Annotated in this window: 17 protein-coding genes; 7 read left to right on the top strand and 10 right to left on the bottom strand. The window is 54.9% G+C overall.

The features are described 5' to 3' along the window. Positions 1 to 2: 2 nt before the first annotated feature. The 3 genes from P8Z34_05350 to P8Z34_05340 form a co-directional block, all read right to left on the bottom strand. The gene (locus P8Z34_05350; GenBank protein ID MEJ2550090.1) at positions 3 to 806 is read right to left on the bottom strand and encodes a helix-hairpin-helix domain-containing protein; all 804 of its coding nucleotides are present in this window, start codon (positions 804 to 806) and stop codon (positions 3 to 5) included. A 151-nt stretch (positions 807 to 957) separates the two neighbouring features. Then, on the bottom strand, positions 958 to 1,710 hold the full coding sequence (locus tag P8Z34_05345) for a rhomboid family intramembrane serine protease (GenBank protein MEJ2550089.1): 753 nt from the start codon (positions 1,708 to 1,710) through the stop codon (positions 958 to 960). Between the two features lie 62 nt (positions 1,711 to 1,772). Next, positions 1,773 to 2,174 carry an Hsp20/alpha crystallin family protein gene (locus P8Z34_05340; GenBank protein ID MEJ2550088.1) on the bottom strand — a complete coding sequence of 134 codons (402 nt, stop codon included), beginning with the start codon at positions 2,172 to 2,174 and terminating at the stop codon, positions 1,773 to 1,775. A 259-nt stretch (positions 2,175 to 2,433) separates the two neighbouring features. Here P8Z34_05340 and clpB point away from each other — a divergent pair, with 259 nt between their 5' ends. Then, entirely contained in the window at positions 2,434 to 5,040 is a 2,607-nt protein-coding gene (gene clpB / locus P8Z34_05335) for an ATP-dependent chaperone ClpB (protein MEJ2550087.1), read from the top strand. A 99-nt stretch (positions 5,041 to 5,139) separates the two neighbouring features. Continuing rightward, a complete protein-coding gene (locus P8Z34_05330) occupies positions 5,140 to 7,530 on the top strand; it encodes a hypothetical protein (protein MEJ2550086.1) in 2,391 nt (796 codons plus the stop codon). 83 nt (positions 7,531 to 7,613) lie between these two features. Here P8Z34_05330 and P8Z34_05325 read toward each other — a convergent pair whose 3' ends face one another. From P8Z34_05325 to P8Z34_05310, 4 genes are all read right to left on the bottom strand, one after another. Then, positions 7,614 to 8,420 carry a protein-L-isoaspartate(D-aspartate) O-methyltransferase gene (locus P8Z34_05325; protein MEJ2550085.1) on the bottom strand — a complete coding sequence of 269 codons (807 nt, stop codon included), beginning with the start codon at positions 8,418 to 8,420 and terminating at the stop codon, positions 7,614 to 7,616. A gap of 36 nt (positions 8,421 to 8,456) precedes the next feature. Then, on the bottom strand, positions 8,457 to 8,867 hold the full coding sequence (locus tag P8Z34_05320) for an OsmC family protein (protein MEJ2550084.1): 411 nt from the start codon (positions 8,865 to 8,867) through the stop codon (positions 8,457 to 8,459). Positions 8,868 to 9,015: 148 nt separating this feature from the next. After that, entirely contained in the window at positions 9,016 to 9,639 is a 624-nt protein-coding gene (locus P8Z34_05315; protein MEJ2550083.1) for an FHA domain-containing protein, read from the bottom strand. 58 nt (positions 9,640 to 9,697) lie between these two features. Then, a complete protein-coding gene (locus tag P8Z34_05310; protein ID MEJ2550082.1) occupies positions 9,698 to 11,017 on the bottom strand; it encodes a nodulation protein NfeD in 1,320 nt (439 codons plus the stop codon). A 208-nt stretch (positions 11,018 to 11,225) separates the two neighbouring features. On the opposite strand from P8Z34_05310, the gene P8Z34_05305 reads away from it, so the two are divergent. Genes P8Z34_05305 through P8Z34_05295 form a run of 3 tightly spaced genes read left to right on the top strand, consistent with a single transcriptional unit; the run spans position 11,226 to position 13,537 of the window. Beyond that, a complete protein-coding gene (locus P8Z34_05305; GenBank protein ID MEJ2550081.1) occupies positions 11,226 to 12,140 on the top strand; it encodes a hypothetical protein in 915 nt (304 codons plus the stop codon). A 31-nt stretch (positions 12,141 to 12,171) separates the two neighbouring features. Next, complete coding sequence (locus P8Z34_05300) at positions 12,172 to 12,897, top strand: glycosyltransferase family 2 protein (protein ID MEJ2550080.1); 726 nt, start codon at positions 12,172 to 12,174, stop codon at positions 12,895 to 12,897. Beyond that, entirely contained in the window at positions 12,884 to 13,537 is a 654-nt protein-coding gene (locus P8Z34_05295) for a ribonuclease HII (protein MEJ2550079.1), read from the top strand. Before P8Z34_05300 ends, P8Z34_05295 begins: the two co-directional genes overlap by 14 nt. A 114-nt stretch (positions 13,538 to 13,651) precedes the next feature. Here the strand turns inward: P8Z34_05295 and P8Z34_05290 are convergent, their stop codons facing one another. Continuing rightward, on the bottom strand, positions 13,652 to 13,822 hold the full coding sequence (locus P8Z34_05290; GenBank protein ID MEJ2550078.1) for a hypothetical protein: 171 nt from the start codon (positions 13,820 to 13,822) through the stop codon (positions 13,652 to 13,654). Between the two features lie 463 nt (positions 13,823 to 14,285). Here P8Z34_05290 and P8Z34_05285 point away from each other — a divergent pair, with 463 nt between their 5' ends. Together P8Z34_05285 and P8Z34_05280 are read left to right on the top strand one after the other, a co-directional pair. Beyond that, positions 14,286 to 14,882 (top strand): DUF937 domain-containing protein, encoded by a 597-nt coding sequence (locus P8Z34_05285; GenBank protein MEJ2550077.1) that lies wholly within the window; start codon positions 14,286 to 14,288, stop codon positions 14,880 to 14,882. A 183-nt stretch (positions 14,883 to 15,065) separates the two neighbouring features. Continuing rightward, positions 15,066 to 15,500: a DUF3597 domain-containing protein gene (locus P8Z34_05280; protein ID MEJ2550076.1), complete on the top strand. Its 435-nt coding sequence runs from the start codon at positions 15,066 to 15,068 to the stop codon at positions 15,498 to 15,500. Positions 15,501 to 15,655: 155 nt separating this feature from the next. On the opposite strand, the gene P8Z34_05275 is transcribed toward P8Z34_05280, so the two are convergent. Both P8Z34_05275 and P8Z34_05270 read right to left on the bottom strand, forming a co-directional pair. Beyond that, positions 15,656 to 15,826 (bottom strand): hypothetical protein, encoded by a 171-nt coding sequence (locus P8Z34_05275; protein ID MEJ2550075.1) that lies wholly within the window; start codon positions 15,824 to 15,826, stop codon positions 15,656 to 15,658. Between the two features lie 57 nt (positions 15,827 to 15,883). Then, a complete protein-coding gene (locus P8Z34_05270; GenBank protein MEJ2550074.1) occupies positions 15,884 to 18,073 on the bottom strand; it encodes a histidine kinase N-terminal 7TM domain-containing protein in 2,190 nt (729 codons plus the stop codon). Positions 18,074 to 18,380 lie beyond the last annotated feature (307 nt).

Genomic DNA, 18,380 nt, shown 5'->3' with positions numbered 1-18,380 from the left:
CGTCAGGGGGTCGTTGTTTCCAAAGCCGGCAGCGCTTCCATAATCAATTGTCTCAGGCCCTGGAGAAACTGGTCGAACCGTCCTATCGATTGCGTCAGCAAATCGATATCGGTATGGATTTGCTCGATCTGTGCCTGAATCTCGGCCACGTCATCGAGCGAACCGGAGACATCCTCACGCAGCGTGGTGAACTGATCTTCCACATTTTGGACTCGTCCACTCAAGCCTTCGATCGCTTCCAGGCGCAGGTTGATGGCATCCAATCGCGAAACGGCGCCATTCACATCGACTTGAAGCGCGCCGAGCTGGCTTTCCAATTGACGCACCGCGGCATGTTTTCCCATGTCCAACGTGCCGTTGATTCCGGCGACGACCGATAAAGTCAACAGGATAGAAAGCAGCACGCTGATTCCTGCCGTTACGATTACGAGACCCCATTGTTCTTGGGTGATGGAAAGTGAAAATGGAAGCAGCGGTTGGCGCTTGTTCCTCGAGCGTTTGCGTCCGGCAGCCATTTTCTGCCGCCGTCCATCTACCGGCATTCCTGGCTTCGAGATCGCCTCGTCCTCTTTCACTTTTTCTTTGGAAGGAGCTCCGGCTGCGCCGGATTCAAATTGTAAGAATGGTTCCAATCGAGCCAAAGTCGAAGGACCCAGGCCGTTGACGCGCTGCATGTCCTCGAGATCGACGAAGGGACGAGCATCCATTATACGCTGCCCCATTGCTTCACCAACGCCAGGCAAAGTCATCAGTGTTTCCAGATCTGCGGCGTTTGGATTGACGACGACTTTATCTTCTGCTGTCATCTTATCCTTCCCATGATCTGCATCGATCGAACGACTCGAGCGTTACGGTTCGAATACCCCTATAAGTATTTACGTAAGATTCGAACGAGAGTTTCCCCTCTTTATACACCGGTTCGACGAATTCCGCTGTCGGACGGCCGGAACGGCGAAGTCATCGATCCTGTTGCTGAATAGTGTACCAAACCCCACCGTCGGGTGAAGGGTGCGCATACAGCAAAGGGCGCTTCGGTGTAGGCGGCACAAACAAGCGCCCGAGCAGGACGCCAACAAGGAATCCTCCAATGTGTGCCCACCACGCAATTCCACCAAAGGCAACCTGCGCGCCCAAACTGATCAGTCCGGAGGACAATTGAGAAAGAAACCAGACTCCGATAAACAGGGCCGCCGGAATATCTATGAACCAGGGGAAGATGAAGAGAGGTATGAGGGTAGTAACGCGCGCTCGCGGATACATAACGAAATAGGCGCCCAGGATCCCGGCAATTGCCCCACTTGCACCGATGGTCGGGGTTTGAAACGCAGTCGAGCCCGCGCCGTAGAACAACGTGATGACGCTGGTATACGCCACTCCGGCCATGATTCCGCTCAGCATGTAGAAAAACAGGTATCGTTTGCGCCCCATGCGATCTTCCACGTTGTCGCCGAAGATAAAAAGGATCCACATGTTGCTGATCAAGTGGAACCAACCCCCATGCAGGAACATAGCACTCACCAGCGTGAGCAGTCCGAACGGCCGCGCCGGGGTGATCTCGGCAGGTACGAGACCCAAAACGCCAACAATCTGATTGAATACGTTCGAGCCCAGAGAAATCGAGAGCAGAAACACAAAAACGTTGACCGCAATCAACGTGTAAGTAACGATCGGGAATGATCGGGAACGAATGGTGTCGCGAATCGGAAACATCGATACTCCAAAGCGACAATGGGCGAAGAAGTTCGCCCATTGTCGCTAACGGATGGTATTTCTTATTTCGCCTCGACCTTGATTTCCTTCGGACGCGCATCTTCCGATTTCGGAATGCGTACGGTTAGGATACCATCTTCGACCTTCGCTTCTGCGGCATTCGGATCGAGAGCGGTCGGCAGCTGCAGGCTGCGGGTAAATCCACCATGACGCAGTTCACGGAGCAGGTATTTCCCATTGCCATTGCCGTTCTCGTGTTCAACCTCGCTGCGCAAAGTCACCACATCATCCAGGATTTCGATCGAGATGTCTTCGGCTTTCAAGCCCGGCACGTCTGCGGTAATGATGTATCCATCCTGATCGGCGTGGACGTCCACCGGGATCCGGCGACCGCCATTGAAACCGACGGGTTCATAGCGCCGAATACGTCGAGCGCTTCTTGGTGCCAAATAATACGTAACCATCTGATAACCTCCATTGTTATTCGATATTATCGTTTTCACAACAAAAGCATACCGGCGGATTATCAGAAGGTTGTAAATCGGACATTGGAAATCCATTAACAACCGTGTTGACCTCTTGTTAACACTGCTCCAACGCTCTTCATACGCAGATTATCTACACTGATAGAGAAGGCCTCGCAGGTCGTAGAGCACAGGCTTTCAAACTTGACACATCCTGCGCGCGAGGGCAAGTACAACGTTGAAGTAAAGGAATGACAATATGAATCTAGAAAAATATACGCAAAAAGCACAGGAAGCGATTCTCTCGGCGCAACAGATCGCTCAGGACAATCACAACAGCACAATCGAGCCAGTACATCTATTGTTGGCCCTGGTCAATCAAAGCGACGGCGTTGTTGCGGCGATCATCACGCGCATCTCCGGCAGCCCGGCGAGGTTGAGAGAGGAACTTCAAACGGACGTCGCAAACCGCCCGAAAATCCAGGGCGCAGGCGTTCAGCCGGGTCTCTCACCGGCGACCACCGAACTGCTTTCACTGGCCGAAAAACAGGCCGGAAAAATGAAAGACGAATATGTCTCCACGGAGCACATATTCCTGGCTTTGGCTTCGGGGCCCGAAGCCAAACGGCTGCGCGATTTCGGCATTACCCCGGAAAGTATCCTGCAGTCGTTGACCGAGATTCGAGGTTCGCAGCGCGTGGTCACGCCCAATCCGGAAGATACCTACCAGGCATTGGAAAAATACGGACGCGACCTGACGCAGCTCGCTCGGCGAGGTAAATTGGATCCGGTAATCGGCCGCGATGAGGAAATTCGCCGACTCGTTCAGGTTTTGTCCCGCCGTACGAAAAACAACCCGGCGTTGATCGGAGAGCCGGGCGTCGGGAAAACAGCCATCGTCGAAGGGCTGGCTCAGCGCATCGCCCACGGCGATGTGCCGGAAGGCATTAAAAATCGCCGCATCATTCAATTGGACATGGGCGCACTCGTCGCCGGCGCCAAGTACCGCGGCGAATTCGAAGAACGGCTTAAGGCCGTGCTGAAACAAGTCGCCGAATCCGAAGGCGAGATCATCCTTTTCATCGACGAGATGCACACCGTCGTGGGCGCCGGCGCAGCCGAAGGCAGCATGGATGCGAGCAACATGCTCAAACCGATGCTGGCCCGCGGGGAACTGCACGCCATCGGCGCCACGACGCTGGACGAATATCACAAGTACATCGAAAAGGATGCCGCACTGGAACGTCGTTTTCAACCCGTGTTCGTTTCCGAACCCAGCGTTGAGGACACCATCAGCATCCTGCGCGGTTTGAAGGAACGCTACGAGGTCCATCACGGCGTACGCATCCAGGACAATGCGGTGATCGCCGCGGCGACGCTCTCCAATCGCTACATCTCGGACCGCCACCTGCCCGACAAGGCCATCGACTTGATCGACGAAGCGGCGGCCCGCCTGCGCACAGAAATCGATTCGAAACCGCAAGCGCTGGACGAAGTGGATCGCCAGATCATGCAGCTCGAGATCGAGCGCGAGGCCTTGAAGAAGGAAAAAGACAAGGCATCGAGAAAACGCGAGGAGCGAATCGAAGCGGAACTGGCCGATCTTCGCGAGCAATCTTCCCAGCTCCATGCACGCTGGCAGACCGAAAAAGAGGCCATCGCAAAACTTAGAGATCTAAAAGAACAGATCGAGCAAACGCGTATGCAGGTAGAGCAAGCCGAACGGCACGCCGACCTCGAGCAGGCGGCCCGCCTGCGCTACGGTACGCTGCGCGAGTTGGAAGATAAACTCGAAGCGCAAGAAAAGCGCATCAAAGAGCTGCAAACGGAGGGTGCGCTGCTCAAGGAGGAAGTCGACGCCGAAGATATCGCTGCCGTCGTCTCGCGCTGGACGGGAATTCCCGTTTCCAGACTGCTCGAAGGTGAGATGGAAAAACTGCTGCACATGGAAGAGCGCCTGCATCAATACGTGATCGGGCAAGACGAGGCCATCAGCGCCGTGTCCAACGCCGTGCGGCGTTCGCGATCCGGCTTGCAGGATCCCGAGCGTCCCATCGGTTCGTTCATCTTCCTCGGCCCGACGGGAGTGGGTAAAACGGAGCTGGCCCGCGCTTTGGCCAGGTTTCTCTTCGACGATCCCAAGGCCATGACACGCATCGACATGAGCGAATACCAGGAAAAGCACAGCGTTGCACGCATGATCGGCGCGCCGCCCGGATACGTCGGTTACGAAGAGGGCGGCCAACTCACCGAAGCCGTTCGACGACGGCCCTACAGCGTGGTCCTCTTCGACGAAATTGAAAAAGCTCACACGGATGTGTTCAACGTGCTGCTGCAGTTGCTCGATGAAGGCCGACTGACCGACGGGCAAGGCCGCACGGTCGATTTCCGCAACACCGTCGTGATCATGACCAGCAACCTGGGCACCCAACTCTGGAGCGACGAAAGCAAGGCCGAACAGGCCACGCAAAGCGAGGTACGCGAGCTGCTGGCGCAGTACTTCCGTCCGGAGTTCCTCAACCGCATCGACGAGATCGTGATCTTCCACAAGTTGAAGAAGGAGGACCTGCGTCAGATCGTCGACATCCAACTGCGCCGCGTTAGCGCCAGATTGGCAGAGCAGGGCTTCGGCCTGCGACTGAGCGAGGAAGCGAAAGCCTATCTTGCCGAAATCGGATACGATCCGGTCTTCGGCGCGCGCCCGCTGAAACGTGCCATCCAGCGCGAACTGCAGGATCCACTGGCGCTTAAATTGCTGGCCGGTGATTTTATTCCCGGAGAAACACTGCTGGTGGAAAAGGGTAAGGACGGACTGGAATTCTCGGCCGTAAAAAATGCCGAACCGGTCCTGGCCCAGAACGAGTAAATCAGATCCACTTCCCATGACCGCGCGGAGCGCCCCAAAAGGGCGCTCCGCTGCGCGTTTGTCGCAAGACTCACTTGATATACAATGCCTGTGAAGACCATGAAAGCGATGATAAGCGTACTGTGCCTCGACCGCAGCTCAACGGGCATCATGCTGATCTCTGCAGGGTCGCTGACCTTCGAAGTGGGTTTGACGCGCCTCTTCGCCATCCAACAATTCCATCACTTCGCCTTCGTCGTCGTCAGTCTGGCGGTGATGGGCTTCGCCGCCAGCGGATTGGTGCTTTCACTCCGTCGACGGCCTGCTTCCCTTCCACTGCTGGCGATCGCATTCACCCTGGCAAGTGCGTTTTCGTATCTGACGATCAACTTCCTGCCGTTCGACTCCTACAGCATTGCCTGGGATTTTCGGCAGGTGTGGATTCTGCTGCTGTACTTCTCCGTCGCCGGTGCACCGTTCTTCTTTTCCGGCTGGAGCGTGGGCGCATGTATGGCGTCTGCCGGCGCCGACGCACACCGCCCGTATGCCGCAAATCTGGTCGGATCGGCGCTGGGCGTCCCGCTGGCATTAATCGTCATTTCATCCTTCGGCGAAGAGAGCACGATCACGTTGGCGATCTTTCTCGGCCTGCTCGCCGCAATATCCTTTTCGGCGCACAGGGTAACGTGGCTGTTTCTCACGGCGGTCTCGCTGCTGGTTCTCTTCGGCTTGATTACACCGCAAATCCTTGCGTTGCGGCTTTCGCCCTACAAACCACTTTCCATCGCCCGCCTTGCGCCCGCGGCGCGGATCACCCTTTCAAATTCCAGCGCTTCCGCACGCGTGAACGTCGTGGAGAGCAGCAGCATCCACGTTCTTCCGGGACTCAGCTTGAACGCGCCCATCATACCTCCGCGACAAGCGGGTCTTTTCGTCGACGGAGACGGCCCCACTCCGATCAACGCACTCTCTCCAGAGTCAACGCAAGCCGAAGATATCGCCGCCTACATGCCGCCTTCCCTGGCGTACGAACTTCGCCAGGACGCCAACGTGCTTGTGCTGACCCCCGGAGCCGGTCTCGATCTCGTGATCGCGCTTTCTGCAAAGGCCCGATCGGTAACCACCGCGTTCGGCGAACCTGCGATCCGAGAGATACTGACGAACGAGTACGCGGATTTTAGCGAACGGCTCCTGTTCCATCCAAAACTGAGCGTATATTCCGGAACGAGCCGTACGATTCTGCGCAAGACGGACGAGGCATTCGACGTGATCTGCTTCGCCCTCAGCCAGGGGTTCCGCCCCGTTACTTCGGGCGCGTTCAGCCTTTCCGAAAATTTCGACCTCACCACGGAATCCTTCCGCGATGCGTATCGCCGGCTCAGTGAAAATGGCCTGCTCGTGATCACGCGTTGGCTGGGCACCCCGCCAAGCGAATCCGCACGGGCCTGGTCAACTCTGCTGGAGGCGTTTCGGGATGAAAATGCGGCCGACCTTTCCGGAAGACTGATCGCCTATCGGGGCATGCGGACGGCGACGATCATCGGTGCGCGCCGGCCATACACACGAGCGGAGCTGGAAGCCGCGCGGTCGTTTCTCGAGCGGAATGGTTTCGATCCCATCTATCTGCCGGATCTTCAATCCGAGGAATTAAACCGCCACAATCGCCTGCCGGAAGACGTATACCACGAAATCTATCTCGCCATTCTCGAAACACCGGAAGCCGCAATCGGAAGCTATGACTTCGACCTTCGTCCACCGACCGACGACCGTCCGTTTTTCTATCACTTCTTCCGCTGGCGCCAGACTCCGGAAGTGCTGGCGTCACTGGGGCTGACGTGGCAGCCCTTCGGCGGAAGCGGTTATCTCGTGTTGTTGGCATTATTGGCTTTGATGTTGGTTTTGGCGGTTCCGATGATCGTCATGCCCGCGTGGATCGCCAGCAGAAAGAGACAGCGAAACACGCTCCCCGCCAATCGAGCCATGCTCTATTTTGCCTGCCTGGGTGCCGGATACATGCTGGTGGAAATTCCTCTCATCCAGCGGCTTGCGCTTCCGTTGGAACGCCCAGTTTTCGCATTGGCGATAACGCTCTTTACGCTGCTGCTTGCTTCCGGATTGGGGAGCTTCATTTCACCACGAGTCCCACTTCGATACAGTCTGCTTTCCCTCGTCGGCGTCTTGATCGCCACGAACGTCGTCCTCCCCGGTATCATCCCCGTCAGCCTCGCCTGGCCGCTTGGCGCACGCATGATCCTGCTCGCAGCCACATTAATTCCCTGTGGACTGCTCATGGGAATCCCGTTCGCCAGTGGATTGCGAATCTTGCACGAAAGCTCCCCAGGGGCGACGCCCTGGGCCTGGGCCGTCAACGGTGCAGTTTCCGGGCTGAGCGGTGTCGCCGCGGCAATGATCGCGCTGGACGCCGGTTTCAGCGTCACGTTCTACATCGGAGCGCTGGCATATTTCGGAGCGTGGCTGTCCATACCGGGTTTGAGGAAACACGCAGGTTGAGATCAACCCAATTGAAAAACAAAACGGCGTAAAAACGTAGCAAGAAGAATCTGCGTGGCATTCGTTTCGACGCCCGATTTACGCTACTCTTCCCGCACATCGCGCGTTAGCGGCACGAAACGCACCCCGCCGAGACTCACAGATTGATACTCCGTCTCACCAACCCGGACGATGCGCCACAATTCTTGATACCCGCCGACCGGGCCGACAGGGATTACCAGGACACCGCCGATCTTGAGTTGGTCGAGCAACGGTTGTGGTACGTGATCCGGGGCTGCGGTGACGATGACGGCATCGAACGGTGCTTCTTCTTCCCAGCCAAAATAACCGTCGTCGTGGCGCACGTGTACGTCGGTATATCCAAGCTCGTCCAGCCGCTGTGCTGCTGCTTCGGTGAGGGGACCGATGATTTCAATCGAATACACGGTTATCCCCATTTGTGCCAGCACAGCCGCCTGATACCCCGATCCGGTCCCGATTTCCAGCACGCGATCCCCCTCGCTTACCTTCAATTCCTGGGTCATCAAGGCGACGATGTAAGGCTGCGAGATCGTCTGGCCGTATCCGATGGGCAGCGGATGATTGGCGTACGCCAATTCGAGGTACTCGTCGGGAACGAATTCGTGCCGCGGTACGATCCCCATCGCCTCGATTGCGGCTTCATCTTCGACTCCCAGTGCAATGATGCCCTCTCGGACCATCCTTTCACGCGCTGCCGCATAGCCAGCCGACTCGTCCGTCGCAAGCGCGTCGACACCTTCGTCTTCAACACCCGGCGTCTGGTCGCTCTCGATTAGCGCTGATGGCGTCCGGGTTTCCGGGGCGCATCCCACCAGCAGAAGCTGCAATCCGGCCCATACACGGATCAAAGTGGACAGTCTTCTCCCCATGGCGACCTCCACTCTAGATTGTAGCCGCATTTTTCTTCAGGAAACAACCGGCTGGGCCGCCGTCGTCGCCACTTTAAAACTCGGTGGGTGTTCGAAATGTTTTTTCACCGCACATAATTCAGCCGTGCGGGCCAGCGCCTCGTAATACTTTTGCGGAAAATCAGGCGGCACGATGATGTCCAGATCGATTTCCTCCACCATACCCGAGTACGGATTCGAGTGCATGCGCTGAATCAGGCGAACGCCTTCGCTGGAAATTCCGCGCTGACGCAGAAAGCCCAGAACATAGATTCCTGCACAGGTCCCAATCGACGCCAGGAAAGTGGCAAACGGCGTCGGAGCCGAGCCCGCTCCGCCCGCTCGAACGGGTTGATCGGTCTCGACTCGAAAGGGGCCGAACTGCGCATCCACTCGCGATCCACCCGGGAAAGTGATTTCCATCTCCATGATCAATACTCCTACCGTTGGTTTGATTTTATATATCTATGGATGCGGAAGACGACTGAACGTTACATCACGGAGAGATTGACATGGAGGAATTAACACAAAAAGGGCGGTCCTGCGAACCGCCCTCAGAGTGTGTGGGTGCGTGGATTCAACAACCGGGGAAGCTAAACCCAAGGAACTGCAGCGGTGTGAGTAAAACACACCACCAATCCAGCGGCATGAACCACAAGATGCCGCCACAAATCAGCAGCAAGACCACACATCCCCCCATTGCCAAAGCCAGGGTGGTTCGACTCTTTGGAGCAGCAGCCGGAGCACCGGCTGCGGGTGCGGCCGCAACTGCATGGGGGACGGCCTGCTGTACGGGAGGCGCTGCCTGCTGGACAGGAGGTGCAGCTTGCTGCACAGGAGGGACTACCTTCGCAGGGCCTGCAGGAGGACGCGCCACCGTCTCCGCAGATTCTGGCGAGACAGCGTCGAACGTCATCGTGACGGTTTCCCCCATGCCAACCAAATCGCCGGGATTCAACACGCGCGGCGCCATGAGCCGCTCGCCGTTGACGAAAGTACCGTTCGTCGATCCCAGGTCCTCGATGACATAACCACCGGGAGTACGTGTCAATCGCGCATGTTGACGTGACATCTCCGCATCACCGATGACGATGTCGTTGGTAACATCCCGCCCCACCATGATGACTTCTTCCGTAAGCTCGAAAACCATGCCGGGGTTTGGACCAGTTCGAACGATAAATCGAAATGAGGACGATGACATGTCAACCTCCTATTCAAGCTTCGGCGCTAGTGTACAATCTGTTGTTCGACAAGTCAACTCACTTCTTCCGAATCGGACGTACCTTCAATCGCAGTCCGTCGACTTGGACGACCTCCACGCGGTCGCCAGGTGCCACCTCGGACACATCCCCTTCAATTTCCGCCGACCACAACTCCCCAGCGACCTGCACCATGCCCGAAGGCGTGAATTTGGATCGCACTTCTGCCGTTTTCCCGAGAAGCGTCACCGCACCCACCCCGACTGGTCTCTGCTGCGCCTTCAAAGCAAAAGCCAGTACGGTCATGAAGAACGCCGCCGACATCAACGAGACGCCGACGACGAACGGCACCGACACTCGCTGGAAAGAGGGCGTGTCGGAAGAATTAAATAGGACCAATCCCCCTACGATCATGGATACGATCCCGGCAATCGTGAGGGCGCCGTGTGTCGGCGCTTTTACATCCAGAATGAACAGCACGAATGCGGTGATCAGGAAAATCAAGCCAAACCAGTTGACCGGAAGAACGCCCAATCCAAGCGTTCCCAGGGCTAGCGATATCACACCGATAAATCCCGCTACCCACCCACCGGGGCTTGAGATCTCGATCAAGATCGCCTGAATGCCGACGGTGATCAGCAAGAACGTAACGTTGGGGTCGGTCAACACGTGCAGCAATTGTTCGATCAAGCTCTGCCCGAACGGCACGATTTCAGAGCCCGTGGTCTCGAGAACGACCGTCTCGTCGTTGATCGATACCTCGAAACCGTTTAGCTGCGTTAACAAGTCATTCACATCCGAGGCGATGAAATCGATCAAACCGACCTCGTACGCCTCTGCTGCAGATGCGGCTTCCGCCGATTCGATCGTCGCTTCCGCCAGCGCAACCGCATCATCCCCGCGCCGCGAAGCCAGGCTGCGCACTTGAGCCTTGAGAATATTTTTCGCTTTGGCTTCGATCGTCTCGCCCAGATCCTCCCCTTGCCCTCCAACCGGACTGGCCGCGCCGATCGCCGTTTCAGGCGCCATTACGGCCGCATGGCCGGCGAGCGTAATTACGGTCCCTGCACTTCCGGCTATTGCCCCGCGGGGTGCGACGTAGACGATCACCGGTACCCGGCTTGCACGGATGGATTGCACCATGCGGTCCATCAAGTCGATCGAGCCGCCAGGCGTATCCAATTGAAGCACCAACGCGGTGTACGATTCCTGTTCTGCCCGCGAAATACCGCGATCCAGATATTCAGCCATCGCAGGCGTCAGCGGTCCATCTGCCTCAAGAACAAGAACACGCCTCCCCGTTTGCGCTTCCCCGGCAAACGTGGACCATGTGGATAAAAACAGGAGCAAACTTATCGTGCGCAGCAATAGACGTCGCATGAATTACCCGTTCCCCGATTATAAACGTAAACGGGCAAGGCACAGAGATATAATTCACCTTGAACGTTTTGCAGTTAATTCATATCCCGTTTCGTTTCGCTTTCTTTGCCGCTGACTTGTGCCAGGATGTGAGTACCTTATAATCAGTTTAAACGAAGAACGGACGAAATTACGACGATCACGAAACGTATGCGATAGAGGTGCTCACATGAAGGTCATCGAGTGTTCTGACCTCCGTGAAGAAGACGGAACCATCAGTTTGGCAAATCGGATTAAAGGCACGCTCAACTTCGGTTTGAACTGGTATGACGAAATGCAAGCCCAGGAAGAAATATGCGCACGCCTGTCGAAGACCCTCAAGCGCGATCATATCATGATTCGTAATGCGATCATCCCCGGCACGAAGCTGCCGGTGCCCATGATGCTGTTAAGTCCCCAAGGGGTTCGGGTCATCGTGCCGAATCGAGTACGCGGCAGTTATCGAGCCAAGGGAGATGAGTGGCAGAAGTTCGATCCACGCGGTCGAAAGTTCAGACGCGCCCGTCCAAATCCGATGGATGACGTTCGTCTCATGGCGGACGTGCTGCTCCGTTCCATTCAAGATCGCGGGTACGGGCTGCCCGGTATTGAGTCGGTTCTGCTATTCACGGACGTGAATGCCCACATCGATCAGTTGAATCCCGGTGTGCGTATCGTTCAGGCAGACGCAATCGATCACTTCGCAGTGAATTTACTCAAGATCGAACCGATCATGGATCAGGACGATATCCGCGCCATTTCGGACGCGATTCTCCATCCCAAAGAATCTGAAACCGATGAAGTGGCGGAGCCGGAAAACGAATTGGCGCCGGGGTTGATCAACGAACTTCCACCTTTCACCACTGAAGAAGAGCAACCACTTGCCGCTGAAGAACTCCCGCCTTTCAAGTTCCCCGATACGGACCCCATGGACTATCCGATGTTCGACCCCAATGCTCCGGACGCACCACCTTTGGGCGCACCGTTTTACGCCCGATGGGGTTTTTCAAGAAATCAATTTGTACTGCTTGCGGTTATGGCGTTTATCGAGCTGTTGATCATAACAGTTATGGCCGTGATGGTGCTTGCCGACATTGCCTTCTGAACTTCGCCGATCCCAATTCCGAGGTACGAGCTTGCAACCTTTTCTTTCCATCATCATCCCTGCATACAATGAAGAACGCCGCATTTCTTCGACTCTGGAAACGGTTTTATCCTTCCTCGAAAAGCAAGAATACGACTCTGAAATCATCGTCGTCGAAAATGGAAGCCAGGATCGTACCGCGGAAATTGTCAGGGAGTATCAGCGCGAACATCCCTGCCTGCACTTGCTTCACGAAACTCGAGCCGGCAAAGGACTCGCAGTCCGCCGGGGAATGTTAGAGGCGAAAGGGAGCTATCGCTTCATCTGCGACGCAGATCTCTCCATGCCCATCGAGGAGGTCAGGCATTTTATTCCGCCTCAACTGGAAACTTTTGATATCGCCATCGCATCCCGTGAAGCACCGGGCGCAGTTCGCTACGACGAACCCGTTTACCGCCATTTCGTCGGCCGCGGTTTCAACTTGCTTGTTCGCCTGTTTACCGGCTTGAATCTACAAGATACACAATGCGGCTTTAAGTGCTTTCGAGCAGAAGTCGTCGACGAGCTTTTCCACCAACAAGTCATCGACGGCTGGACGTTCGACGTAGAAGTCCTCTTCCTGGCACAAAGGAGAGGGTATACAATCGTCGAAGTGCCCGTTCCCTGGTACTTCCACCCGGGCAGTCGTGTGCGCATCGTGCAGGATACCTTTACCATGTTCTGCGATCTGATTCGCATACGGCTGAACGCGATCCGAGGCGTTTATGCACCAGATTGAAGCTGTCGTTTCGCATCCCGATCTGTTTTACGAACTCAAACTGCTGCGATCCGGTTGTAAGTTGATCGCAGGTTTGGACGAAGCCGGGTGCGGCGCATGGGCGGGTCCCGTCGTCGCGGCGGCCGTCATACTCCCAATTCAACGTTTCGATCTTGCCTTCCGGCTCGACGGGGTTCAAGATTCGAAGCAGATGACGCCCGAACAACGCACGATCTGGTATTCACACATTCAGGAAATCGCGCTCGCCAGCGCTGTCGGTTTCTCCACGGCGAAAGAAATCGACGAGATGGGTTTGAGTTCCGCCACCCGCAAAGCGATGCAGCGAGCCATCGCACAGCTCGGCTGCGAACCCCAACACTTGTTGATCGACCACATCCGTCTGCCCGAGGTCCATCTCCCCCAGACTGCCGTCACTCACGGGGATGCCCGCATCCTTTCGATCGCCGCAGCCTCCGTGATCGCCAAGGTGGCGCGCGATCGAGCGATGATCGCGCTCGACCGCCGCTATCCGGGTTACGGATTTCATCGGCACAAAGGATACGGCACGGCCGCACACCGCGCTGCCTTACAAAAAATGGGGCCTAGTGAAATTCATCGCAAATCGTATGACCCCATCGCTTCGTTGAATCACGAAAAATAAAAAGCGCTGCCCGCGGTCATTCGTGGCAAGCGCCTGTTCAAAGAGATATGTGGGTGCGGACCAAGAATCATCGGGGCCGACAGTGCAGCGACTGGCCCGCACCCGGTCAGCGACTTATAGACCTTTCAGAAATGTGGCCAGCGCCAGAAGAACGGCGGCGACCGTCATGATCCAAAAGTTGTACTGTGTGACGATGGAGAGATCGACGAATTCCGCAACGATTCCCACGACGATGAGCACGACGGAAATGAGCCAGGTAATTTGCTTCGGAGCACTCAGCTTCATTTTCTGCCTCCCTTGTTCGGGTCATTGAAATGGATTCAGGACGATTGTATTGTCGGCCCCAACATGAACAACCAGATTCATGTGGCGTGTTTTCGCACGATCTTATCGAATAACTCGATTGCAGCCGTATCTATATGAAGAAACACCGGACGTAAATAATAGTTCCTTGGCCGAGTTTCATAGTCCGGGTATTTCAGATCCCTGGTCTTCTGATGACGACTGATGGAACCCCTGGAGAACCGGGATTATCGGATCATGAAGTACGAACGCCTCAACCGACGAGAACGAACGTTCAAGCCGAAAACAAAATGCAATCGATCAATTCCGTCGTAGAACGAAGCGCCAACCTACTATATAATAGGAATGAGGACCATTGGGCCAGTACTTACTTTTTCCAGCATGTTAGAATTCTTGTACCTAAAATACCCGGATGCGACGGGGTGAAAACCACAAGGAGGCTGTCGTGGATTCGATCATTGAACTACTCTTGTCACAGTTAGGAACGGGCGGAGCAAACCAAATCAGCGAGAAATTGGGCATAGACGAAGGAAAAGCGCAACAGGTGATCGGCATGGCGTTGCCGATGCTCATCGGCGCACTCAACCGCAACACATCTTCCTCGAAAAGCGGTGCCGAGGCACTGACCAATGCGATCCAGCGCGATCACGATGGGAGCATCCTCGACAATATTACGCAGGCCATCACGAAGCGGGAGACTGTCGAAGACGGTTCGGCGATCCTGGGCCACGTTTTCGGGGACAACAGCAGCGGCATCATGGACAGCGTGAGTCGAGCAACGAACATCGACAGCGCGCAAGTCTCACAGATATTCGCCATGCTGGCGCCGCTCGTGTTGGGCGCATTGGGGAAAATTCAACGCAATAAGAACCTCGACGCCGACGGTGTATCCTCGCTTCTTCAGGAAGAGCGAAAAACGGTGGAGAAAACTTCCTCGGGTTTGACCCAGCTGTTGGACATGGACGGGGATGGCGATGTCTCGGATGAGATCATCTCGCTCGGAGCCAATCTCCTGGGCGGGCTTTTCGGGGGCAAGAAATAATCCCGAAGAAATCGAGCCTTTCAGGCCTCCGTTCAGCAATAAGAATGACAATCCAGCACATTTCGTGTTGCCCGAAGTTTTGCGCTATGGAAACCTCGGGGAAAATTACAAGTCGAAACATGAGTCGACGTCGAATACGTATCCATCTAGCGAACCGCAGAAAACGGAACAGGAGGATGTGGAATGAGTATTTTCAGCAATATAATGGAAAAGTTGGGATTTGATAAAGAGAAAACAGAAGCCGCCGCCAAGGTTAAGCCCGTGCCGACGAAGACTTCGGCCGATGCTGCTGCCGAGCGACATGCGCGAATCGAGCGCATAAAAGCCATGCGCGCCGCAAAATCAAAAGAGATGCCCATGGTCGACGTGATGGCCAGACTGGAAACGATGGCGGAAGAGAATCCACAGAAACTCAACTGGAAAACCTCGATCGTCGATCTCTTGAAACTGCTCAATCTCGACAGCAGCTACAAGGCTCGCAAGGAACTTGCCGTGGAACTGGGATGCCCGGCTGATAAAATGGACGAGTCGGCGGAGATGAACACCTGGCTCCACAAGACCGTGCTCGAGAAGATCGCCGAGAATGGCGGCAATGTCCCGTTGGAGCTTTTAGACTAGAAAAGCGAAGAGCCTCGTCCACAGTGGGATTAAAATGCGATGTCCTGTATCCCACTTCTACGACTCGAAACCGCGATCCAACAAGCGCCCATTCGGGCGCTTGTTATCTCATTATTTGAAATTCACTTTTCGATCCATCAGAAAAAGCTGCGGAATTACAGACCCGGCAGAAAAGTACCCAGAACCAGGAGCACGAATCCGGCGACGACGAACCAGAACTTGTTCGTTGTAATCACACCGAGAGATACGTAATTGGCGATAATGCCTAAAACGCCAACCGTAAGCGCGATCCACCACGTCGGTTGCTTTGGAGCACTGAGCTTCATTTTGAGTCTCCTTCTTCTTGATTTGATGAACGACGGCACAATGGATGATGCAGCAACTTAGACCCGCAGCCAAACCCGAAAGGTCGCTCCCTCGCCGGATACACCCCGGCTCTCGACTTCGATCAAACCTTCATGCTCATCTACGATCTCCTTCGCAATCGCCAAGCCCAGGCCTGTCCCCGAGACGTCCGATTCGAGTCCCGCCTTCCCCCTGAAAAAACGCCTGAATATCTGCGCTTGCTCCTCCCGACTCAACCCGGGCCCACTATCTGACACACAGAAACCCACGTAGGAGTCCTCGGCCTGGTTGTGCGCTTCTGTGCTTACAACCACTTCACCGCCAGAAGGCGTGTAGTTTATTGCATTCGTCAGGATTATACCCAGCACTTGCCCGACGAGCTGCGGGTCGGCCTTCACTTTTGGCAAACCATTCTGCCTTTCCAGTTTAAGCTGAATACCGGCCTTTTCGGCCAACGGTAGACGATCGCCGACGTATTCCTCCACAATCGTATTGAGATCCACTCGCTTGAATTTTATCGGCATGCGATTTTGATCCAGGCGTGAAAGCTGCAGCAGACTCTCGATCATACTCTCCAGGCGTTCTGTCTCGCGGTCGAGCGTGTCCATATACTGATCCCATTTCGCAGGACGCGAGGACAACAAATTCAAATAAAGCCGTAAACTGGTGATCGGTGTTCGTAGTTCGTGGGAGACGTTGGCGACAAACTCATCCTTCACACGATCAAGGATCTGCAAACGCGCATTCGCTTCTTCAAGTTTACGATTTGCCATTTCCAATCGAGAAGCGTGCCGCTGCATCTCCTCCTCCGCTCGTTTTCGTTCCGTAACGTCGCGATCGATGCCGTTGAAGCCGATCAATTTCCCATTTCCATCCAGCATCGGCTCTGCCGTACTTTCCATGAAACGGATCGAGCCATCCTTATGCAGCCAGCGAATGGACACATCCGACCATCCCCGCTTTTCCTTTATCGACCGCTGTACCATCTCACGCACGCGTTCGCGATCGTCAGGATGCATTATTGAGAAGGCCGATATGTTTATGAGTTCATCGACTTCATACCCCAGCAAATCGCGTATCGCCTGGTTTGAATACGTATGCCGTCCTTTTACATCGATCACCCAAACCCAATCTTTCGTCGATTCGACCAGATTACGGTATTTCGCCTCGCTCTCGAAGAGTGCTTTCTGGGCTTGCACTTCTTTACTGATATCGCGGACGACGATCAATCGACCCGTTAATTGCCCCTGGCGATTTCTGATGGGCGTGATACGTATATCGTGATAACCAGGTACGCCGTTTTCTTCAATGGTGACTGCCTCGTGAAACTCATCCCTATCCATATAACGCACGAGTAGCTCAGGGAAGAGCGCATATACATCCGTAACCGGTGTTCCGATAACGTCCGAAAATTCTCTGCCCAGTTCTTCGAGAGCAGCCGGATTGATGTCGACGATTCGATTTTCCGCATCCAGAACAACCACCGCATCACGCATACTCGTGAAAACCAGATCGCGGGCGATCGGCTCGAGTTTAAATAGATGATAGCGAAACAACCCCACCGCAACGAAGAGATTTCCAATGGCGAAGGTAATCGGTGTGGTATCCCGGTGAATCGAGAAATCGACGCCAACGAGGGTCAGTGCCGCGCCAAACAATGGAATGATCACGCCAATCAGAACTGTCAGGATTTGGTAACGGTAGAGTTTCCCCGGGCGCAGGAAGCGACGAAAGAGTTTATAGATTCCGAAGAGGACCAGTATGTAGACATAAACCGTCAGCACCAGAAAGATAGGGGAGAAATCATACTCGAGTGCCGAAAAAGGTTCCCCGGGAACGATCCAGGCTCGTGAATGAATCAACCCGTGCAGATTGTCTGTGAATACCAAAATCAAGCCTGCGATCGAAAAACTCGCCAGCCATTTCATCACCCTTCGAATCGTCGTCATGTCGGCGTCGGAATATTCAAAGGCAAACCATAAGAACGCCAGAGGCGAGAAAAGCATCCCAAAGAATTGCGTGTTATCCCAGAAGACTTTCGCGGAAAGGCTTGATGCCAATAGTTCGCATGCGTATCCAAGAGTCCATGATGCCTGAAGCAGTGCAAATATCGAATATGCACCGGCTCCTGCGATTGATCTTCTTTTCCACGCCAGAAGGGCAACACCTGTAGAAACCGCGATCGACAGAAAATAAGGAAGCAGATAAACCGCTGTGCTCAAAAACATTCGCGTAGAGATTCCTTCACATACTCATTTACACGACATATTCAGTCCATGAAGCAGATGTGAGGCCTTGTTGGATGATGCTTCAGATCGCGGTAAAGCCGCCCTGCCTGAAATGCTCGTTTTACCATCGAAGTCGAATTCATGGATTGTCGTAAAGGAGCATTTTATAGCATATATTTACCCTATCCAAGATGATACACCTTCTCAGTGGAAAATGTATCCGCATCGAAAGCAGCCCGGCCGGACTGCCTCAACGAACTGATTTTTTACGGAGCACCTCGGGCATTGTAAATACACGTAAAAACGA

The organism is Anaerolineales bacterium (genome assembly GCA_037382465.1).
GTDB lineage: Bacteria > Chloroflexota > Anaerolineae > Anaerolineales > E44-bin32 > WVZH01.
This window is presented reverse-complemented; position numbering and strand designations above follow the sequence as displayed.